Source organism: Nostoc sp. LPT (genome assembly GCF_017115165.1).
GTDB lineage: Bacteria > Cyanobacteriota > Cyanobacteriia > Cyanobacteriales > Nostocaceae > Nostoc.
The window spans coordinates 1-18,172 of record NZ_JABXKF010000075.1 but is presented as its reverse complement, the minus strand read 5'-3'; the positions used below and the strand labels follow the sequence as shown (position 1 = coordinate 18,172).

The 18,172-nt window shown below is 40.6% G+C and carries 15 protein-coding genes; 10 read left to right on the top strand and 5 right to left on the bottom strand.

The genetic code is table 11. From position 1 onward, the window contains the following. Nucleotides 1-517: 517 nt before the first annotated feature. Nucleotides 518-1,534: an iron ABC transporter permease gene (locus HWQ58_RS16470; RefSeq protein ID WP_292864514.1), complete on the top strand. Its 1,017-nt coding sequence runs from the start codon at nucleotides 518-520 to the stop codon at nucleotides 1,532-1,534. A gap of 79 nt (nucleotides 1,535-1,613) precedes the next feature. Then, a complete protein-coding gene (locus HWQ58_RS16465; protein ID WP_366838073.1) occupies nucleotides 1,614-1,859 on the top strand; it encodes an ATP-binding protein in 246 nt (81 codons plus the stop codon). Nucleotides 1,860-2,040: 181 nt separating this feature from the next. Here HWQ58_RS16465 and HWQ58_RS16460 read toward each other — a convergent pair whose 3' ends face one another. The 3 genes from HWQ58_RS16460 to HWQ58_RS16450 all read right to left on the bottom strand — a co-directional run bounded on the left by HWQ58_RS16460 (nucleotide 2,041) and on the right by HWQ58_RS16450 (nucleotide 4,866). Continuing rightward, entirely contained in the window at nucleotides 2,041-2,169 is a 129-nt protein-coding gene (locus tag HWQ58_RS16460; RefSeq protein WP_292864512.1) for a hypothetical protein, read from the bottom strand. Between the two features lie 254 nt (nucleotides 2,170-2,423). Beyond that, on the bottom strand, nucleotides 2,424-3,881 hold the full coding sequence (locus HWQ58_RS16455) for an alpha-amylase (protein WP_292864509.1): 1,458 nt from the start codon (nucleotides 3,879-3,881) through the stop codon (nucleotides 2,424-2,426). A 136-nt stretch (nucleotides 3,882-4,017) separates the two neighbouring features. Further along, nucleotides 4,018-4,866 carry an alpha/beta hydrolase gene (locus HWQ58_RS16450; RefSeq protein WP_292864506.1) on the bottom strand — a complete coding sequence of 283 codons (849 nt, stop codon included), beginning with the start codon at nucleotides 4,864-4,866 and terminating at the stop codon, nucleotides 4,018-4,020. A 324-nt stretch (nucleotides 4,867-5,190) separates the two neighbouring features. On the opposite strand from HWQ58_RS16450, the gene HWQ58_RS16445 reads away from it, so the two are divergent. Then, nucleotides 5,191-7,254, top strand: a complete 2,064-nt coding sequence (locus HWQ58_RS16445) for a VWA domain-containing protein (RefSeq protein WP_292864503.1) — start codon at nucleotides 5,191-5,193, stop codon at nucleotides 7,252-7,254. Nucleotides 7,255-7,299: 45 nt separating this feature from the next. On the opposite strand, the gene HWQ58_RS16440 is transcribed toward HWQ58_RS16445, so the two are convergent. Beyond that, nucleotides 7,300-7,470: a hypothetical protein gene (locus tag HWQ58_RS16440; RefSeq protein WP_292864500.1), complete on the bottom strand. Its 171-nt coding sequence runs from the start codon at nucleotides 7,468-7,470 to the stop codon at nucleotides 7,300-7,302. A gap of 5 nt (nucleotides 7,471-7,475) precedes the next feature. Continuing rightward, the gene (locus HWQ58_RS16435; protein ID WP_292864497.1) at nucleotides 7,476-9,602 is read right to left on the bottom strand and encodes an acylase; all 2,127 of its coding nucleotides are present in this window, start codon (nucleotides 9,600-9,602) and stop codon (nucleotides 7,476-7,478) included. 759 nt (nucleotides 9,603-10,361) lie between these two features. On the opposite strand from HWQ58_RS16435, the gene HWQ58_RS16430 reads away from it, so the two are divergent. From HWQ58_RS16430 to HWQ58_RS16400, 7 genes are all read left to right on the top strand, one after another. After that, complete coding sequence (locus HWQ58_RS16430) at nucleotides 10,362-10,484, top strand: hypothetical protein (RefSeq protein WP_292864494.1); 123 nt, start codon at nucleotides 10,362-10,364, stop codon at nucleotides 10,482-10,484. A 323-nt stretch (nucleotides 10,485-10,807) separates the two neighbouring features. Beyond that, nucleotides 10,808-11,560 carry a hypothetical protein gene (locus HWQ58_RS16425; RefSeq protein WP_292864491.1) on the top strand — a complete coding sequence of 251 codons (753 nt, stop codon included), beginning with the start codon at nucleotides 10,808-10,810 and terminating at the stop codon, nucleotides 11,558-11,560. Nucleotides 11,561-11,565: 5 nt separating this feature from the next. Continuing rightward, complete coding sequence (locus tag HWQ58_RS16420) at nucleotides 11,566-12,525, top strand: DUF1822 family protein (RefSeq protein ID WP_292864488.1); 960 nt, start codon at nucleotides 11,566-11,568, stop codon at nucleotides 12,523-12,525. A 20-nt stretch (nucleotides 12,526-12,545) separates the two neighbouring features. Continuing rightward, nucleotides 12,546-14,894 (top strand): CHASE2 domain-containing protein, encoded by a 2,349-nt coding sequence (locus HWQ58_RS16415; RefSeq protein ID WP_292864485.1) that lies wholly within the window; start codon nucleotides 12,546-12,548, stop codon nucleotides 14,892-14,894. A gap of 13 nt (nucleotides 14,895-14,907) precedes the next feature. Beyond that, nucleotides 14,908-15,723 carry a DUF928 domain-containing protein gene (locus HWQ58_RS16410; RefSeq protein WP_292864482.1) on the top strand — a complete coding sequence of 272 codons (816 nt, stop codon included), beginning with the start codon at nucleotides 14,908-14,910 and terminating at the stop codon, nucleotides 15,721-15,723. A gap of 181 nt (nucleotides 15,724-15,904) precedes the next feature. Next, on the top strand, nucleotides 15,905-17,269 hold the full coding sequence (locus HWQ58_RS16405; protein ID WP_292864479.1) for a filamentous hemagglutinin N-terminal domain-containing protein: 1,365 nt from the start codon (nucleotides 15,905-15,907) through the stop codon (nucleotides 17,267-17,269). 60 nt (nucleotides 17,270-17,329) lie between these two features. Then, nucleotides 17,330-18,151, top strand: a complete 822-nt coding sequence (locus tag HWQ58_RS16400) for a filamentous hemagglutinin N-terminal domain-containing protein (RefSeq protein WP_292864476.1) — start codon at nucleotides 17,330-17,332, stop codon at nucleotides 18,149-18,151. Nucleotides 18,152-18,172 lie beyond the last annotated feature (21 nt).

The window sequence follows — 18,172 nt, the reverse complement described above, 5'->3', positions numbered from 1 at the left end:
CTGTCGTCTGTCTTGCTACTTAGGCTCCCAAGACACAAGGCGCTTAAGGTCGAAAAGTAGACCAAATGGCATACTTATTTTTACTTGATACCTAAGGGCTGATGTTATCCCTCTTCTGTCACTCTCCGGGAGGGCGATTGCTAGAAGCCTGATGAGGCAATCAATACAAGCTATACTATCAGAAAAAAATGGGTCTTGTATTTGTTATTAGAAAAGAATCGCGCGATGCCTGCGGCGGGCTACGCCTACGCTTGCTATACAAAAGCTCTAGAATCCAGAAATGGCAAATGTTTTCGGAGAGTGACAGAAGAGGGTTATAGCCGTAGCCACATAGGTTAGGACAATGTTGATTGCTAAAAGCCTTGATTTAACTGGGTTTCTACTCAGCACGGGCTAAACGCCCCGCTGACGCTAACAGCACTCAGCACTTTGCTATATATAGGTAGATAAAATTAACTGGGTGACGAAGAAATTTTGGAAGCTCAGGCTGACTGTTTTGGAGAAAGGATGGCGAAATTTGACTAAACCATTTCAGACCATTTTTACTGAACACCGCGTATTTTGGGCTGTTTTACTCTTTGGTACAGCATTGGTGGTAACGCTAGCACTGTCGCTTTCTCAAGGAGCAGTACCTTTAAATATGTCGGAATTTTGGCAAGCCATTCTCCACAAAGGTGATCCGGTAAAACAGACAATTCTCTGGGATTTACGTCTCCCGCGCATTACGGCTGCGATCGTTGTCGGCGCAGCTTTGGGAATGTCAGGAGCTTTGCTGCAAGGAATGTTACGTAATAGTCTTGCCGATCCATTTATTTTGGGCATTTCAGCAGGTGCAGGACTACTTGTAATTCTGATGATTGTCTGCCAAATATTCCCGATCGCAATTCCTTTAGCAGCATGGATAGGAGCAATTTTAACTGCCGCCATCGTAATTTTACTCGGTCGTTCGGGGTCAGGAATTTCTGTTGAGCGGTTGATTTTAGGTGGAGTGGCGGTGAGTTCTTTATTTGGTGCTGTACAAAGTACATTGCTGCTTTTGGCTGAAGATGGGCAAATTCAAATTGCACTCAGTTTCTTAGTTGGTAGTCTTAATGGACGGGGTTGGCAAGAAATTGCTACGCCTGCACCTTATATCATCGTTGCATTGATCGGAGGATGCTTGCTGGCGCGATCGCTAAATATACTGGCTTTGGGAGATGATTTAGCTGTGAGTTTAGGGCTTTCGTTGACGCGAACGCGCCTGTTAATTGGTGGTGTCGCCACTTTATTAGCCGCAGGTGCAGTCAGCATCAGTGGCTTGGTTGGATTTGTTGGTCTTGTTGTTCCTCACGGTGTCCGCCTGATTGTTGGTACAGATCATCGCTTTGTTTTACCACTTTCCGCCCTTGCAGGTGCATGGTTACTCACTTTTGCAGATTTACTCTCTAGACTAGGAACAGTAGAACTACCAGTAGGTTCCGTCACTGCTTTGCTGGGTTCACCCCTGTTTATCTGGTTACTTTATCGTCGTTCTGCTGGAATTAATAAATTTTGAGCTATCAGACGGATCGGGTTTTTTGCGAATTCTGATAAACTGAGACTAAAGCCTTCTTCAACAACTTCCTAAAGAGCGATTGCAGTGGGTTTGCGATCGCTATGGCCATATTGACATCATCGATTCTGGCAGTGGAATTCCACCTGAAATTAAAACCCGCATTTTTGAACCTTTCTTCACCACCAAATCAGTGGGGCATGGTTCAGGACTGGGTTTGCAAACCGTTCGCCGGATTGTAGAAAATCGCCATCACGGTACACTTTCATTTGAGTCGCAGCCAGGCAGAACTTGTTTCACTATTTGCTTGCCCTTATTGAATCAATAAGCGATGGGATTAGAGATAAAAAAAATGGGAACCATTGGTTCCCAAAATATAGCAGCAAGTGAATATTTCTGTTAGACTTCTAGTTTCTTATACCCAACATTTTCAGGGCTTTGTTGGATTTCACTCCATTCAACCCAACCTAAAAATTTTCTTAACCGAGTAGTATTGGGATTACTCCTAATCAATTAATATCTGATAGTTTTGGTGTTTTGGGCTGTTGTTCGGAGTTAATGAATTCAGTTTTTGTTGGTCTTCCATTATTAGGAGGTTGTTTTTTTGTTTTGGATTGTGAGTTATTATTCTCGCTCATGTTAATTTATCTCCTTAATAGCTTTAGTTATTTGGCTGTTTTCAGATTTCTTGCTTGGAGTTAGGTCAAGCAAAAAGTTCAGTGAATGCAGTCAGTTTGTGTTCCGATGATTATGACTTCAAGCGATGTCATTGCAATTCCGTAATCCTGTAGAAAATTTTGCTCCATTCTACGTTGAATACTATTGTAAAAGAGATAAATAGTGGAAAAAACTCCTTACTATCTACCTCTTTAACCTTAGTTTTCTACTCAAACTATTTTTGTAGCCAGACCGATATTGAACCACCTGGACATGGGAAATTTCCCCATCCGTCGTTATTGGTGTGAATGATATCGTTTATATGTCCCGTGGCATCGTAAAATTCCTGATTGGGTCGGAATACGTTCATCCACTTGTTCCCTGCTGAGCTATTGGTCAGCACTACAGCCATTGCACCCGGATGTTCCCTATTACCTAAGCGCGTCCAACCGATAGTATTGGGATGGTCAAAGTAATCATGCTGGTCGCCAAAACCGTATTCTCTACGCGCTTTCAAGAACTTGTCAATCAAAAAACGGTGAGAGTAAAGGGTATTATCACGTCCTTTATCTTGATATTGTGCCCCATAATAATCTGCATAGAAAACGCAAGGATAGCCTTCGTGACGCAGTAAGATTAGTGCATAGGCTAAGGGCTTAAACCAAGGTTCAACAGGCGACTCTAGGGATTGACAAGGTTGGGTATCATGGTTTTCAACAAAGGTAACAGCTAGGGCAGGTTGTTCTTTAACTAAGGTTCTATCAAAAATCGATCGCAGATCGAAACTACTACCTTGGCGACTAGCTTGGTGAAACTTGAAATGTAGAGGCACATCAAATAACGACAAACGCCCATCGCTAGAAGCAATATAACCGTGTAAGGCATCGATATCTTGAGACCAGTACTCGCCAACACTAAACAGTTCCCGCCCACCAAAATGAACTCGCAGGTGATTTAACCAATCACGGAAAAAAGTGGAGCGGATATGTTTCACAGCGTCAATGCGAAAGCCATCTACACCTGTGGTGTCAACAAACCAACGCCCCCAATACATCAACTCACCGCGCACGAGGTCATTACCTGTATCCAGGTCGTTGGCCATTAAATAATCATAGTTGCCATGTTCGTGGCTAACTTCTGTCTCAAAATATTTATCTTTAAGGCGGTAGAGCTTGTCTGCATTTTGGGTATCTGCGTTATATGATAATGAATCAAAGCACCACCAATACCATTTCATACTGGAGTACTTATCTCCACGACCAGAAAAATTGAACTTTGTATAAGCTGCAATTTCGTACCAATCGCTGACTGGACGGTTGCGGTCATTCCAATCCATTTCTTGGGCCGAGATGCGTTCTATTTCATCCCCACCATCTTTGTGGTTGAAAACCACATCGGCATAGATTTGAATACCTGCACGCTGGGCCGTTTTAATAGCCTTTAAGTATTGCTCGCGTGTTCCATATTTTGTCCGAACAGTATTTTTTTGATCGAACTCACCCAGATCGAACAAATCGTAGACTGCGTATCCAACATCCCATGTTCCACCACTGCCCTTATAAGCTGGCGGCAGCCATAAGGCAGTGAAGCCTGCATCAGCTAGCTCATTGGCTGTTTTATCCAGCTTGTCCCATAACGTACCATCATTGGAGATATACCAATGGTAATACTGCATTATTACACCGTTGGTCATGCGATCGCCTTTGTAGAATCTTTGATTTTACAGATTTCTGTCAGAAATCTCTGATGCTAGGATATGTTACTTTTGTCACACATCCTCACTTCATCCGAATTTATTTAGGTTTCAATGACGACTTCACAAAGAGCAATTACGAATTACTGGGACGGGATAATTGCTGATTTGCCTTGATAAGGTTAGTGAACTCTTGCAAATTTTGACGATATTTTTCTTCAGCTATCGAGAATAAATCGTTATGATTTGCCTCTTCAACCCACAAATAAAGTTTTGGAGATGTTGCAGTATTAAACAACTTTTCTCCATGAGTAAAAGGAATTATGTTATCTGCTTTTCCATGAATCACCAATATCGGACATTTGACTTTTTTGATATTGTCCAGATTAGGAAACTTATCAAAAGGTAAAATCCGAAAAGGTACTATTACTTGAAAAGCCGAAATAAACGAGCTTTCAAGAATTAAACCAGCTACTGGTTTCTGCATTGCTAAATTTACCGCCGAACCACCGCCAACCGAACGTCCCAAAACTATAATTTTTTCAGGTGGGATTTTTAAATTTTGGGTCAAATAATTGTAAGCGCTATTGATATCTTCGTATGCGTGACTTTCTGTCGGCTTTCCTTGACTCGTACCATAACCGCGATAATCAAAAGCAAAGACACTAAAACCCCATGCGTGTAATTTTTCTAGGATCTGTTTGATATCTCCTAAATCTTCAGAATTACCATGAGAATAAAGAATAGTATATTTAGCTTGAGTATTCAATAAGTATGTAGCTGAGATATTCGTATTTTCCCCACTCCTTAACTTCAGAATTGTTGGATCATCCTGATAGCTAGAAGCTTGAGATAGAAAAATCATGCTATCTGCCCGAAAATATATAAATGCGGCAAAAAATAGATAGATAAAGATTAAAGATTTAACCAGCCGTTGCCAAGTCAAATCACCAATTAGCAGTTTTATAACTTGCTGTTTATCCATTAGTTTTTATTTATCGGGTAAAACTTTATTTCCAGGTTGCCCGATTTCTGATGTTTCCTAACTCTAATACAACTTCATCAAACTTCACGCCAGCTTTGTCACAAATGAGTATCTGGAGTTAAGCGACTGAGTAATTTACTTAACCCGGATTATTGAGCCGATACCAACAAACACTGTGATATTCCCTAATGCTAGATGGGAATGGTTAGTGTTGTATAAATTACAGTTACCAAAACTGAAACGGTTATCAAATCCCAAGCTGCTCAGGACTATTCTAGGTAAATAGTCAAAAGTGACAAAAAAATTTAGTGTGAGGATTTAGCCATGTCTTACCCGATTCCATCCAAAATGTGGCAGCGAGTCAATATTGTAATATTGTTTTTATTGATACCTTCAGTAGGAATTGCTGTTTTACGTCAGTCTGCTACAGTTGCGATTCCAGCCAATCAGACTCCTGCCAGTTCTACTCCAAAAACTTCCATTCTACCCAATCACCCTGACTACCAAGCACTCCAGGCACTAGTACAACAGTATAGTTGTGTCGTCCCCGTCCAAAACTTTGGCACTCTTCCTGTAACCCGGACTGAGTTTGCCACAGTCTTGAATGCCTGCGTGAATCGCAGCAATGAGCTAATAGCGACCGATCCCAAGATCGTTACCCCAGCAGATATAAAAATTCTCCAACGCTTGCAGTCAGAATTTGCACCGGAGTTAGCAACCTTAAAAAGTCCGATAGATGAATTGGAAGCTCGTCGTCCCATCACTCCGACTACCAGAGAACGGACTCAAGCTGAGTTTACCCGAAAGACTCAACCTTTACCCACAGCCCTACCCCTTAGTATTCCGTCTGGCTCATCTATGCAGGATCAAGTTGTTAACCGTGCGAATATGCCTAAACTCCAAACTCGTGGCAGTATTGGAAGGGTTGCCCCGGAACCACAAATAGGTAGCAGATTCAATACAGAAAACTACAATCGGATTGAAGATAATCCCTTTCATCGCGTTAGTAATGACCCTCTTTCCACCTTTTCCATTGATGTAGATACAGCATCTTACAGCAACGTGCGACGGTTTATTACTCAAGGGGAATTACCACCCAAGGATGCAGTGCGAATTGAGGAATTGATCAATTATTTTACCTACAATTATCCCCAACCAAAAGGCGAACGTCCTTTTTCCGTCACCACTGAAGTTGCTGCTGCTCCCTGGAATCCTCAACACAAGCTGGTACAGGTGGGTTTGCAAGGTAAACGCCTAGAGAGCGAAACCTTACCACCCAGCAACCTAGTATTTCTGATTGATGTCTCCGGTTCTATGGATGACCCGAACAAATTACCCTTGGTGCAACAGTCCCTGAAATTGCTGGTGAATAAACTGCGTCCTGAAGACCGGGTAAGTTTGGTAGTCTATGCTGGGAATGCTGGATTGGTTTTACCTGCTACTCCTGGTAATCAGAAATCAACAATTCTGGCGGCGATTGACCGCTTAGAGGCTGGAGGCTCGACTGCTGGCGGCCAGGGTATTGAACTCGCCTACAAAATAGCCAAACAAAGCTTCCTCAAGTCTGGTAATAACAGAGTAATTTTAGCTACCGATGGAGATTTCAACGTTGGGGTTTCTAGTGATGGCGACCTGACGCGATTAATTGAACAAAAGCGAGACCAGGGAATTTTCCTGACGGTGTTGGGATTTGGCACAGGCAATTATAAGGACGGAAAAATGGAGCAACTGGCTGATAAGGGTAATGGCAACTACGCTTACATCGATACCCTATTGGAAGCCAAAAAGGTTTTAGTTAACGATCTTAGGGGAACTCTGTTTACTATTGCCAAGGATGTGAAAATTCAGGTGGAATTTAATCCGGCGAAAGTTCAGGCATATCGCTTGATTGGTTACGAAAACCGCCTGCTGCAAAACCAGGATTTCAATGACGACAAGAAAGATGCAGGGGATATTGGGGCTGGTCATTCTGTGACAGCGCTTTATGAAATAATTCCCACTGGCACAAAAAGCGATGTGAAACTCCCAGAGATAGACCCTTTGCGGTATCAGCGTTCTGGTGAAACTGTCTCGGATGCTGCTGGTAATGAGTTGATGCAGGTGAAACTGCGCTATAAGTTGCCCCAGGACAGCACCAGTCAACTAATTACCCAAACCATCCAAGATGATGATTTGAGAACCGACCAGATACCCTCCACAAACCTGAGATTTGCTGCTGCGGTAGCTACCTTTGGGATGGTGCTGCGTGACTCTGAGTATAAGGGGGATGCTAGTTATGATTTGGTGATGAAATTGGCAAGCCAAGGGAAGGGGGAAGACCAGGAGGGCTATCGGGGTGAGTTTATTCGCCTAGTGGAGCAATCTAGAGGGTTGATTACAAGAAAATGATTTTAGACTACAACTGAGATGGGGACTAAGGAGTCGTGAGTTCAATTACTTAAAAACCGCTGTAATATCTTGGAGATATTCACAATCCACATCAAAGGCGATCGCTCTCCACTGTATTAAATATCTGCAATCAATATAGCAATTTAATTTCAGAAAAGAGCATTGCGATCGCCAGAACTTCCAACTGTACAGACAGGCTATTAATTCATAACTCATAGCTGTCAAAAAGTTTTGCGTTCCTCCAAGTGTGCTAATACTTCTTTCCGAGTTCGCCAAACAGGACGCAATTGCTTCTGAGAAAACAGTGGTAGTTGGTCGGTAATATGGGGCGAACCGGGTTGAGTAGCGTTACCGTAGCTGATAAGAGCCATTGCTTTTACTGGTTGCGAAAACTCAATGGCTGCAACATAACTATCACCAGCGACGGCTTGAAAGCGTTCATTGTTAGCTGGAGCAAAATCGAGGACGCGGAATATTCCTTCATCGCCATCGCCACCATTGGCAGGTAAATCTAAGTTTCCGCTATGCACTCGGAAGACTTCACCCCAAGCAACATCTAACTTTCCATAAGCTTTTTCGACTTTTGTTGCTGCTATTTGTAGCGCTTTCACCGCACTTTCGGGGTCTTTTAAACCATCGGGTGTGGTGCGCGGGGAGTTGTTACTCCAAGGAATACTAAAGGTTTGCTTTTCATCCATTTCTTGCCACCAAAAAGAAAACAATACCGCGCCTCGACTATCAGCATTAGCATTCCGATCCCAAGCAGCCAAAATTTCAGCAGCACGACGGGCTAATTCATCACCATAAGTTTGAGCAGCAGGGATTAGGTCATCAAGGATGCGTTCTGCAAGTTCCATTTTGGTGGAATGTTTGTACTTAATCATGTTCTCAAAAGAAATTTTTGGATCTTCAGCCAACATTTTTGCAGAACTTTGTGCCCGAAAAGACATTTCTCCTCGTGGAGCCATATAGGCAGGGTAATCATCTGCTTTGATGGCAGGGGGGAAAGTTGTTGTCCAAGGTGCATCATTAGCATTTTGCAACCAACCGCTAGGCGGGTCAATTACACGCGGTAAATCTTTGTATGGGTGCATTTTTGTCCATAAAGTCTTAGATGTGTCGCCAGGAATTAAGCCTTCCCAGTATTTAAAGTCTCCCTGTTGACGAATCGGCACTAGACCGTTGAATAGGTGCATGATGTGTCCGGCTCGATCTGCATACATGACGGTAAACATCGGTAGTTGCAAGCGTTTCAATACCTTTTGAAATTGGCTGAAGTTTTGAGAACGTGCCATATCCCACCACTGTTCCAACACACCGGGACGGTCTGCACCAACAACCCGCAGCGCTACAGCGAACCCATCTTTTTCTTGAACGACTGCACCGTGGACAGAACTTTTGATTAATAATGGTTGTTCGACTAATGAGCCATTTTTTTGCTTGACCTTTAACAAAAACTTTGATGTTGTAAAAGGACGGACTTTGCCATCAAAAAGATAACCATTATCAGCCAATTTCAACTTGTATACATCCCAACCATCATGGGTATTGACGGTATGAGTCCAACCCAAACGATCGTTAAAGGCGATCGCTAAAACTGGAATTCCCACTAAGGCTGCTCCAGAAGCATTCATCCCTGGCGCAGTAATTTGTGCTTCGTACCAGACAAATAAATCTGACCATAACAAGTGGGGATTTGCCAACAACATCGCCTTTCCACTGGCAGAATGTTTGGGTGCGATCGCCCAACCGTTAGAACCAGCTTTCGATTTAGTATGAGTAATATCTGCTACCTGTCCTTGATTGACGACAAAAGTAAAATACAGCACTCTTTGCAAATGTGCCAACACATCCTCTGGCTTGACAGGTAATACTATTTTTACTTGCTCGTCAATTAAATCAGCATGGGCTTTGGCATACGTATTTATCCCCGTTGCAAAGGCATTTATATAGCTACGAAAAGCTGGACTTTGTGCCTGATACCAAGAATTAGCACGATTGGGCACTCCCATTGTCAGTACCCATTTATCAGATTCTAGATACTCTTCTCCCCAGTATTCGGCTGCTTTTCCCCTAGCTTGACCATAGAGGCGCAACAGCAAGTTAGCGTGACTTTGCATCTGTGCCCAACCAAATGCCTGGAAAGCACTGGGAGTATCTTTTCCGTATATATGCGGTATACCGTAAGTATCCCATAATATATCTGTAGTTTTAGGCGCAGTTGCAAAACTGTTATTTGCCAAAACTACAACTAAAATGGTACTGAGGATAAAAGCTAAAAATCTAAATAATTTTCTTTTCAGTATTGGCTGGTGAAATTGCCACAAATACACCCTAACATTCAACATAATGGTTTGATTAAATTAATTTGACTGGAAAAATTTAGTGCCCTTGGTTTATATTCCGTAACAAACAGCCTTTTAAGTAAAGGCTCTAGTTGCATATTGATACTCATTCTCACAGTGCGTGAAAAATGTCACGTCTGATATTAATGACGCGATATATTATCAATAATGCTTGACACTAGCTCTAGAAATACTCAAAATCTATCTGCGACTATTTGCATTTAACTCTAGTGCTATTAGGAGACATTATCATAAAGGTTACACCTGAGCAAGTTATTAAAACTTCTAAATTTTATAAATCTGACTAGCGTTGTGTGAAAAATTTTTATAAATAAGTCTTTTCAAGATATAATTACAGTATAAATCAACTTAAATTTATCTAAGTTAGACTTAGTAATCTATCTTTTGATATATTTTATATAAATTATTTTTAAGCAAAAGATAATAATGTTTTTAATTAAAATTTGCTTGCTATATTCGCTAAGTTGCTTTAGAGTCTTAAATAATTGCAAATTAATAGCAATAATATTTTAAATAGAACGCGGTTAAAGTTTGTCATTCTTTTAGCAAAGGCTGCAACGGCTTGATCTTCCAGAATTCTTTGTGCATCAGGATTTTGAAAGTGCAATGACTGATTGTGTCAACGATTTAGAAGAAATGGTCTATAAGTTTTCTACAGTTGTGGAGCTACTGCGTTACAGGTCGGTAAAGCAAGGAAACACTGAGGCTTTTACCTTTCTGCATAATGGATAAGCGCAAGCAGTGGCTCTAACTTATGGAAAGTTAGATCGCTATAGTAAAGCGATCGCATCTCAACTCCAAATTTTAGAATTAACTGGAGAGCGGGCGTCTGTGCGCCTGCTTCTAAGAAACCATATTTTCTGAGGAATGAAAAAATTGTTCCTCAATATGCCTGTTCAGTGTATTTTTTATTTAATAGTAATTTTTATAACATTTTTTAACATTTTATAAACTAGATGATAGTCATTCATATAATCGCAAGCTTGACTCTGATTGCCATCAAAGAAGATTGCCGCAGTTATTACCATTGTCATAATTTATGCATCACTCATATCTCTGCAAGTACTATTCTAAAGTTTTCATAATTTTCTGATTTTTAACTGATACATAAGTAAGGTGAAATAAAACGATGCTTAGAACTGTGCTGCTGTCTCGTATCTACTGTACTTTTTTTGGTCAAAGCTTTTATGGACGATCGGGATGAACACCTGCGCCAATTGATTGCAACAGTGTGCCAACACCCGGATGGCAGCCGAGAATGGCGAAAAGCTATGAGTCGGCTTCTGATTTTTATTCAGGGGCTACCAGAATTTAGAAAATACTCAAGCTTGGACTGTCCCGATTATTTTTTAGATGCCCTGAACCAAACTTTAGAGTGGTTCAGCCAAAATATTAGAAACTTTCAGCCACGTACATCTTCAGTTCGAGATGATTTAATAAAATGGATCAAAAGCTACCTTTACTGGCGCGTCAAAGATTTAAATTCACCATCTTTCCCTTTAAGAAAAAAATTTCATTTGTCTTTGGATAAAAGCATTTTAGATCCGGATGGAGAAATAACAACTTGGTTGGAAGGAGTGTCACAACAAGGACAAATATTAGGAACAACATCTAATCCATATATTTTGAGCGGACTAGAAATTTATCTTGAAAATTTACAGCAACAGTCACAACAACGTCTAGTAAGTAACTTGGCACTTTACATTGAGCAAGACCCAGACAAGCAATTACGAAATTGTTATCCTCGTAAACATCCCGAATGCAACTGTCAAGCACTAAGCCAAAGGTTGTTGTTCATCTTTAAGAACCCACCAGATACACTTGCTGAGATTGCTCGCGACAGCCAAATCAATTACCAAACTCTGGTATCTCATTGGAAATTAAAAGCAATACCGCTCCTACAAGATATTGCAATTCAACTTGGATATCAATCTAATTAACAATCATGAGTAGCACAGAAACGCTTTGTTTAAAAATTCCACTTGGACAACAAGCCCATGCGATCGCCCGCCAGTTTGCTCTTGAACAAACTACACCTCAAAAAGGTAAACAAATCTATTTGAATACACTAGCAGTTTATGCTGTTTATAGTTACTTGAAATGGTTGCAGATTGATACTGCTTTAGAGAAAGGTGATAGTTGGCATCCCCTGAAACGAGCTTTATTTGATGTTGCCGATTTAGTTATTCCTAACATTGGTAAGTTAGAGTGTCGTCCAGTTAAACCTGGAGAAACGGCAATTTACTTACCCCCCGAAGTAATGAAAAATAGGATTGGTTATGTGGCTGTCCAATTTAGCGAACGCCTTCAGGAAGTGCAGTTGTTGGGATTTGTGAGAACAACTACTATTTCTACTACTTCAGAGCAAATATCACTAGCAAGCCTTAAACCCCTTAATTTCCTTTTTGACTGTATTCCTAACACTGTCGCTCACCCTGCACTTAGAGCAAGCCAGATACAGGTAAACTTAAGTCAATGGTTCGAGAATCTATTTGAAAACAGTTGGCTGCCTTTAGAAGAAGTTTTCGGCAATATAAATGAGAAAAAATTTGCTCTCAGAAATGTTTCATCGTTGGCTGAAGATAGCGTAGCAAGAGCAAAAATCATAGATTTAGGACTACAACTAGGAAATCAATCACTAGTGCTGCTTATAGCGCTCGCACTATTCTCTAAACAGAAAGTAGAAATACTAGTACAAATACATCCTTTATCTGAAAAACTCTATTTGCCATATAACCTGAGAATTAATTTACTCTCAGATACAGGAAAAATTATTCAAGAAGTTGTATCACGAAGTAATGATAACTTTATTCAATTAAAACGGTTTCGAGGGGATTTTGGAGAAAGCTTTCATATCCAAGTGTCTCATGGTAATTTCACAATTAAGGAAACTTTTGTCATCTGATACTTTTTTGTCGGAGTGTAATGAGTAAGTTAGTTGTCTTGAATTTAGGTAAGGGCGACCTTCATAAAGGCTTTCCTGATGTCACAGTTCAACTTGGGTTAATAAATGACCCACGTGCGATGGAATTTCGCGGGAGTTTACCACCAGCGCCAGAAATTTCTCAACTTTATCGAAATTGGCAAATACTATATTCGGCTCTCTACCGTCACTATGGATGGTGGATACGTCTGGAAATCGAAGATAGTGATTTCACAAATTTTTCGGAATTGGAATTTCACGATTTATGTCAGCAATTATCATCTAGAATCAATATTTGGCTCAATTGTGAGCAGTTTCGCAAAATAGACCAAAAATTACGTACGCAATTAAATCCCAATGAAGAAATTTGCTTTATAATTGCAACTTATGATAACTTACTACGACGACTTCCTTGGCATTTATGGAGCTTTTTTGAAGATTATCCGAATGCTGAAGTCGCACTTAGTCTTTTAGAACCACAAAGACCAAATGAAATATATACTCAAGAAAAAAAAGTCAAAATTTTAGCGATTTTTGGCAATCATCAAGGAATTGATATTAGTAAAGATAAGTATTTATTAGATAAATTATCAAACCAAGCTCAAATAAATTTTTTAATTGAGCCACAACGAAAGGAGTTAAGTAACGAACTTTGGGAGAAAGGTTGGAATATTCTATTTTTTGCTGGACATAGTTCTAGTCAAGAAAGAGGAGTTCTGCAAATTAATCAAACAACAACAATTACTCTAGATAAATTAAAACATGGACTTAAAAAAGCAATTGAGAGTGGATTGCACTTAGCAATTTTCAATTCCTGTGATGGTTTAGGTTTAGCAGAAGCGTTAGAGGATTTACACATTCCCCAAGTCATTGTCATGCGCGAACCAGTCCCAGACTTGGTAGCACAGGAATTTTTAAAACATTTTTTAGGTGAATTTTCTAGCGGACAATCACTATACTCTGCACTGCGCGAGGCGCGAAAAAGGCTGGAAGGAATAGAAGATAAATATCCTTGTGCAACTTGGTTGCCAGTAATTTGCCAAAATCCCTTGTCAGCGCCAATGATTTGGCAGTCGCACCGAAAGATGATCGCCACCAAGAGTGTTTTAGTAATATTGCTGGCTAGCTTGTTGATAACAAGTTTAGTCATGGGAGTGCGGTATGGGGGTTATCTGCAAACATCGGAACTACAGGCTTTTGACCATTTTATGCAGTTGCGATCGCATCTTGTCACCGAAAAGCCTGACGAGCGGATTTTAATTATCACAATTGATGAAGCAGATATTCAATACCAACTCAATAAAGGAATGCAAATGCGATGGTCATTATCTGACCAAGCCCTTGCTCTACTATTAGATAAATTAAATAAATACCAACCACGAACTATCGGTTTAGATATTTATCGTAATGGGATTGTAGATCCAAAATATCCAAAATTAGCTACTCGTTTTCAGGAGGATAATCGTCTATTTTTTGTATGCAAAGTTGCTACTACTGATGATGATGGCGATAGTGATGGTATTCCGCCACCTTTGGGAGTTTCAAGAGAACGCTTAAGTTTTAGTGATTTTGTTGCAGACGATGAAGATATTGCTCGTCGTCAGCTTTTAGATTTGACTCCTCCCCTAACATCTCTATGTACCACAGAATACGCTTTTAATCTCCAACTAGCACTTCATTATTTAGATAAAGAAGGCAAAACATCAAGTGTTACAAAATCAGGTGATTTACAAATTGGTGATATTGTGTTTCAGCAATTAAACGAACACACCAGCGGTTATCAAAAAGTGGATGCATCTGGTTATCAAATCTTGTTGAATTATCGTTCTCTTGACTCGGTTGAAAAAATTGCCGAGCAAATTAGTTTGAGAGATGTGTTAGATGAAAAAATCCCATTAGAATCAGTTCAATTACTCAAAGACCGCATTGTGATGATTGGTCTTTCTGCCCCCACTAATACAAATGATTATTGGAAAACACCTTTCAGTTACAATGCAAAACCGAAGCAAAAGCAAACACCGGGGGTATTTGTACAGGCGCAGATGCTAAGTCAAATCCTCAGCGCAGTTTTAGATAGCAGACCTTTGTTGTGGTGGTGGTCTGGATGGGTAGAGGCACTTTGGATATGGGGATGGTCATTAGTAGGAGGTATTACAGCATGGTATTATTCAAAACCGCTGCACCTGGGATTAGCGGTGATAGTCACACTTTTAACAGTATTTGGGTTATGTTTTGGTATTTTTACACTAGCTGGATGGGTGCCATTTATCCCCTCAGTATTAGCGTTGCTAGCTACCCAAGTAATGGTAATCTCATGGTTTAGACGTTCGTATCTTCGCAAGAGAAAATAATTAAATTTTGATCGTGATTAAAAACAAATTACTTTATCAACCAATTCAACGTGCTTGCGTAATTTATTTGGTATTTATTGGTTTGATGAGTTACTCGCAATCAGTGCAGGCACAATTAACAAATTCGATTCCAAACACTGTTAAAAATTCGCCCTCCCAATCCTTTGAGCAACCGAAATTGCCCAGAAACGGCGCACCCACAGGTCGGCGCAGAGCAGGGGCTGGGCGGAGTCCTGATTGTCCTAGCAATCTCACACAGCTTACTGCTCTAGTACCTGGTGATGCAGGTGAATCAGTCTTGGCATCAACAGTTGCAGAAAATCCAACTTTTTGGTTTTATATTCCTCAATTACCACAAACTACACGTTCTGGAGAATTTGTGTTACAAGAAGTGCTAGATGGGAAAGATGTAAAAAGGGTCTATCAAAAACCTCTTTCTCTGTCTGGAAAATCGGGGATCGTCAGCATTACTTTGCCAGCACAACCGCAATATTTTTTAAAAGTAGATAAAAAATATCATTGGTACTTTCATATTTATTGCGGCGATATAGAAAAAACATCTGACAACTTTTATGTAGATGGGTTTGTGCAAAGGCAAGTGCTGACAGAGGCTCTTAATAGTCAGTTGAAGTTAGCAAAACCAAAAGAGTACATTGTTTATAGTGCCAATAATATTTGGTACGATGCCCTGACTAATTTAGGTCAACAACGCCGTATCAATCCGCAGAATGCAACTCTTAATCAAGATTGGGTGGACTTATTAAATGTAGTTGGCTTGCAAGACATTGCTAAAGAGCCAATTGTACAGGATTACAACTTGGAAAAATAAGACTAGTACTGCAAGGCGGAATTCAAAATTCAAAATTCAAAATTCAAAATTCAAACAGGTATACAGTGTAAGCGTTTCATTGATTTGGAATGGTCTGTTTGTTTCCGCCGTGTTGTACTAGTCACATGATGCAGTACTGATTTACGTAATTGCGAATTGCGAATTGTTTAATGGGGGTGCTATGTCAGGGATTCAAAATTGGCGGTGTTGGTGTAGTAGTTTGGTGATGGCAAGTGTGTTAATTGCTTGTTTGCAAGAGCATACTTTTGCCCAAATTACCCCAGATAACACCTTACCTAATAACTCTAGTGTTGCAAAAGAGGGTAACACCTTTAATATCACTGGAGGAACGCAAGCAGGAAGTAATTTGTTTCACAGCTTTGGGGAGTTTTCTGTGCCTACTAATGGCATTGCTTCTTTCAATAATGCTGTAGATATTCAAAATATTATCAGTCGGGTAACAGGTAAGTCACTCTCTAATATTGATGGGTTAATCCATGTTAATGGTGTAACCAACCTGTTTTTGATTAATCCTAATGGCATTATTTTTGGTTCCAATGCTTCTTTGAACATTGGCGGTTCATTTATAGCGAGTACGGCGAGTAGTTTGAACTTTGCTGATGGGATCAAGTTTAGAGCCACAGATCCTCAAACTACACCCCTATTGACAGTAAGTGTTCCCATTGGTTTACAATTCGGAGCAACTGCGTCTCCGATCCGTAATCAATCCCGAGCAAATAATCCAGATGGCACAAAAAATATCTTCAACCAACCAGTTGGTCTACAAGTGAAGCCAGGTAAAACCTTGGCATTAGTGGGCGGTGATATCACGCTGGAGGGCGGAAATTTAACTGCAAAGGGAGGACAAATAGAGCTAGGAAGTGTTGCTGGCAATAGTCTGGTCAGCTTGAAGCCAAAGGATCAAAGTTGGATATTGGGATATGAAGCTGTCCAGAATTTCCAGAACATTCGATTGATGCTGCGAAATTCTCAGATTCCATCTCAGGTAGATGCTAGCGGTAAGAGTGGTGGTAGTATCCAGCTATGGGGAAATTCCGTGGAACTAGTTGGTTCTCTTGTGCGCTTAATAAGTCAGACTACAGGTAACACAAAAGGTGAAGACTTAAACATTACCGCCAGCAAGTTTATTGTTTCGGATGGCGCACAAGTGCTGACTTCTACTAGTGGCACGGGTAAAGCGGGAAATTTAAACGTAAACGCCTCCGAGTCTGTGGACTTGATTGGTAGTTCCATTTTGCCATTGACTTCTCGTCCTCTAGCTAGTTCATTGGCAAGTGCAACTTTTGGTGAAGGAAATGTAGGTGACCTTACGATCACAACTAAAAGGTTGCGTATTCAAGACGGAGCAAATGTATCATTAGAGGCAAGTGGAATAAGGATAGCACCGTTTTTTATTATATTAAGACCAGCTACAGGACAACAAGGTAATTTGAAGGTGAACGCCCTTGAGTCCGTAGAGATTGATGGAACCACTGCTACTTCTCACATTTTCACACAGAATCCTATTGGGTGTCATGGTAGCTAAAGTTACTCATATTTTGGCAGCATCTTGCTTGCTTATAGTTACTAAATTATAAGGATTGTTATGTTAAGAATAACTCCAGATTGGCGGAGTTGGTGTAGTAGTTTGATGGTGGGAAGTGTGTTAATTTCTTGCTTGCAAGAGCATACTTTTGCCCAAATTACCTCGGATAATACATTATCCAAGAACTCCAGCGTCGCCAGGGATGGAAACACCTTTAATATCACTGGAGGAACGCAAGCAGGAAGTAATTTGTTTCACAGCTTTAGCGAGTTTTCCGTTCCTACTAATGGCACTGCTTCTTTTAATAATGCTTTGGATATTCAAAATATCATTACTAGAGTCACAAGTGGGTCTATCTCCAATATCGATGGATTAATCCGAGCCAATGGCACAGCTAACCTATTTCTGCTTAATCCCAATGGCATTATCTTTGGAGCGAATGCGCGATTAAATATTGGTGGTTCATTTTTAGCAACCACAGCCAGCAGTTTCAAATGGAGCGATGGTAGCACCTTCAGTGCCACCAATCCTCAACCTCCCTCTGAGTTACTAGCAATCAATCCTTCTGCACTATTTTTCAATCAACTGCAAGCTGCCAGAATTGAGAACAGGTCAACCACCGATGCGGGAAATAATCTCAAAGGGCTGAGAGTCCCAGATGGGCGAAGTTTGTTGTTGGTGGGTGGAGATATCGTCCTTGATGGTGGCTCGTTGAATGCTTTAGGTGGACTAGTGGAATTGGCAGGAGTCTCTGGTAATGGGACTGTGGGATTAAATATTGATAGTCAAGACCTGAGTTTGAGTGTCCCTAATGGTGTACCAACAGCCGATATTTCTTTGAGTAATGGCCCTAGCTATCTAATTGGTATACAAAGCAGGTAAGCTGAAAACTTGCATCTAGCA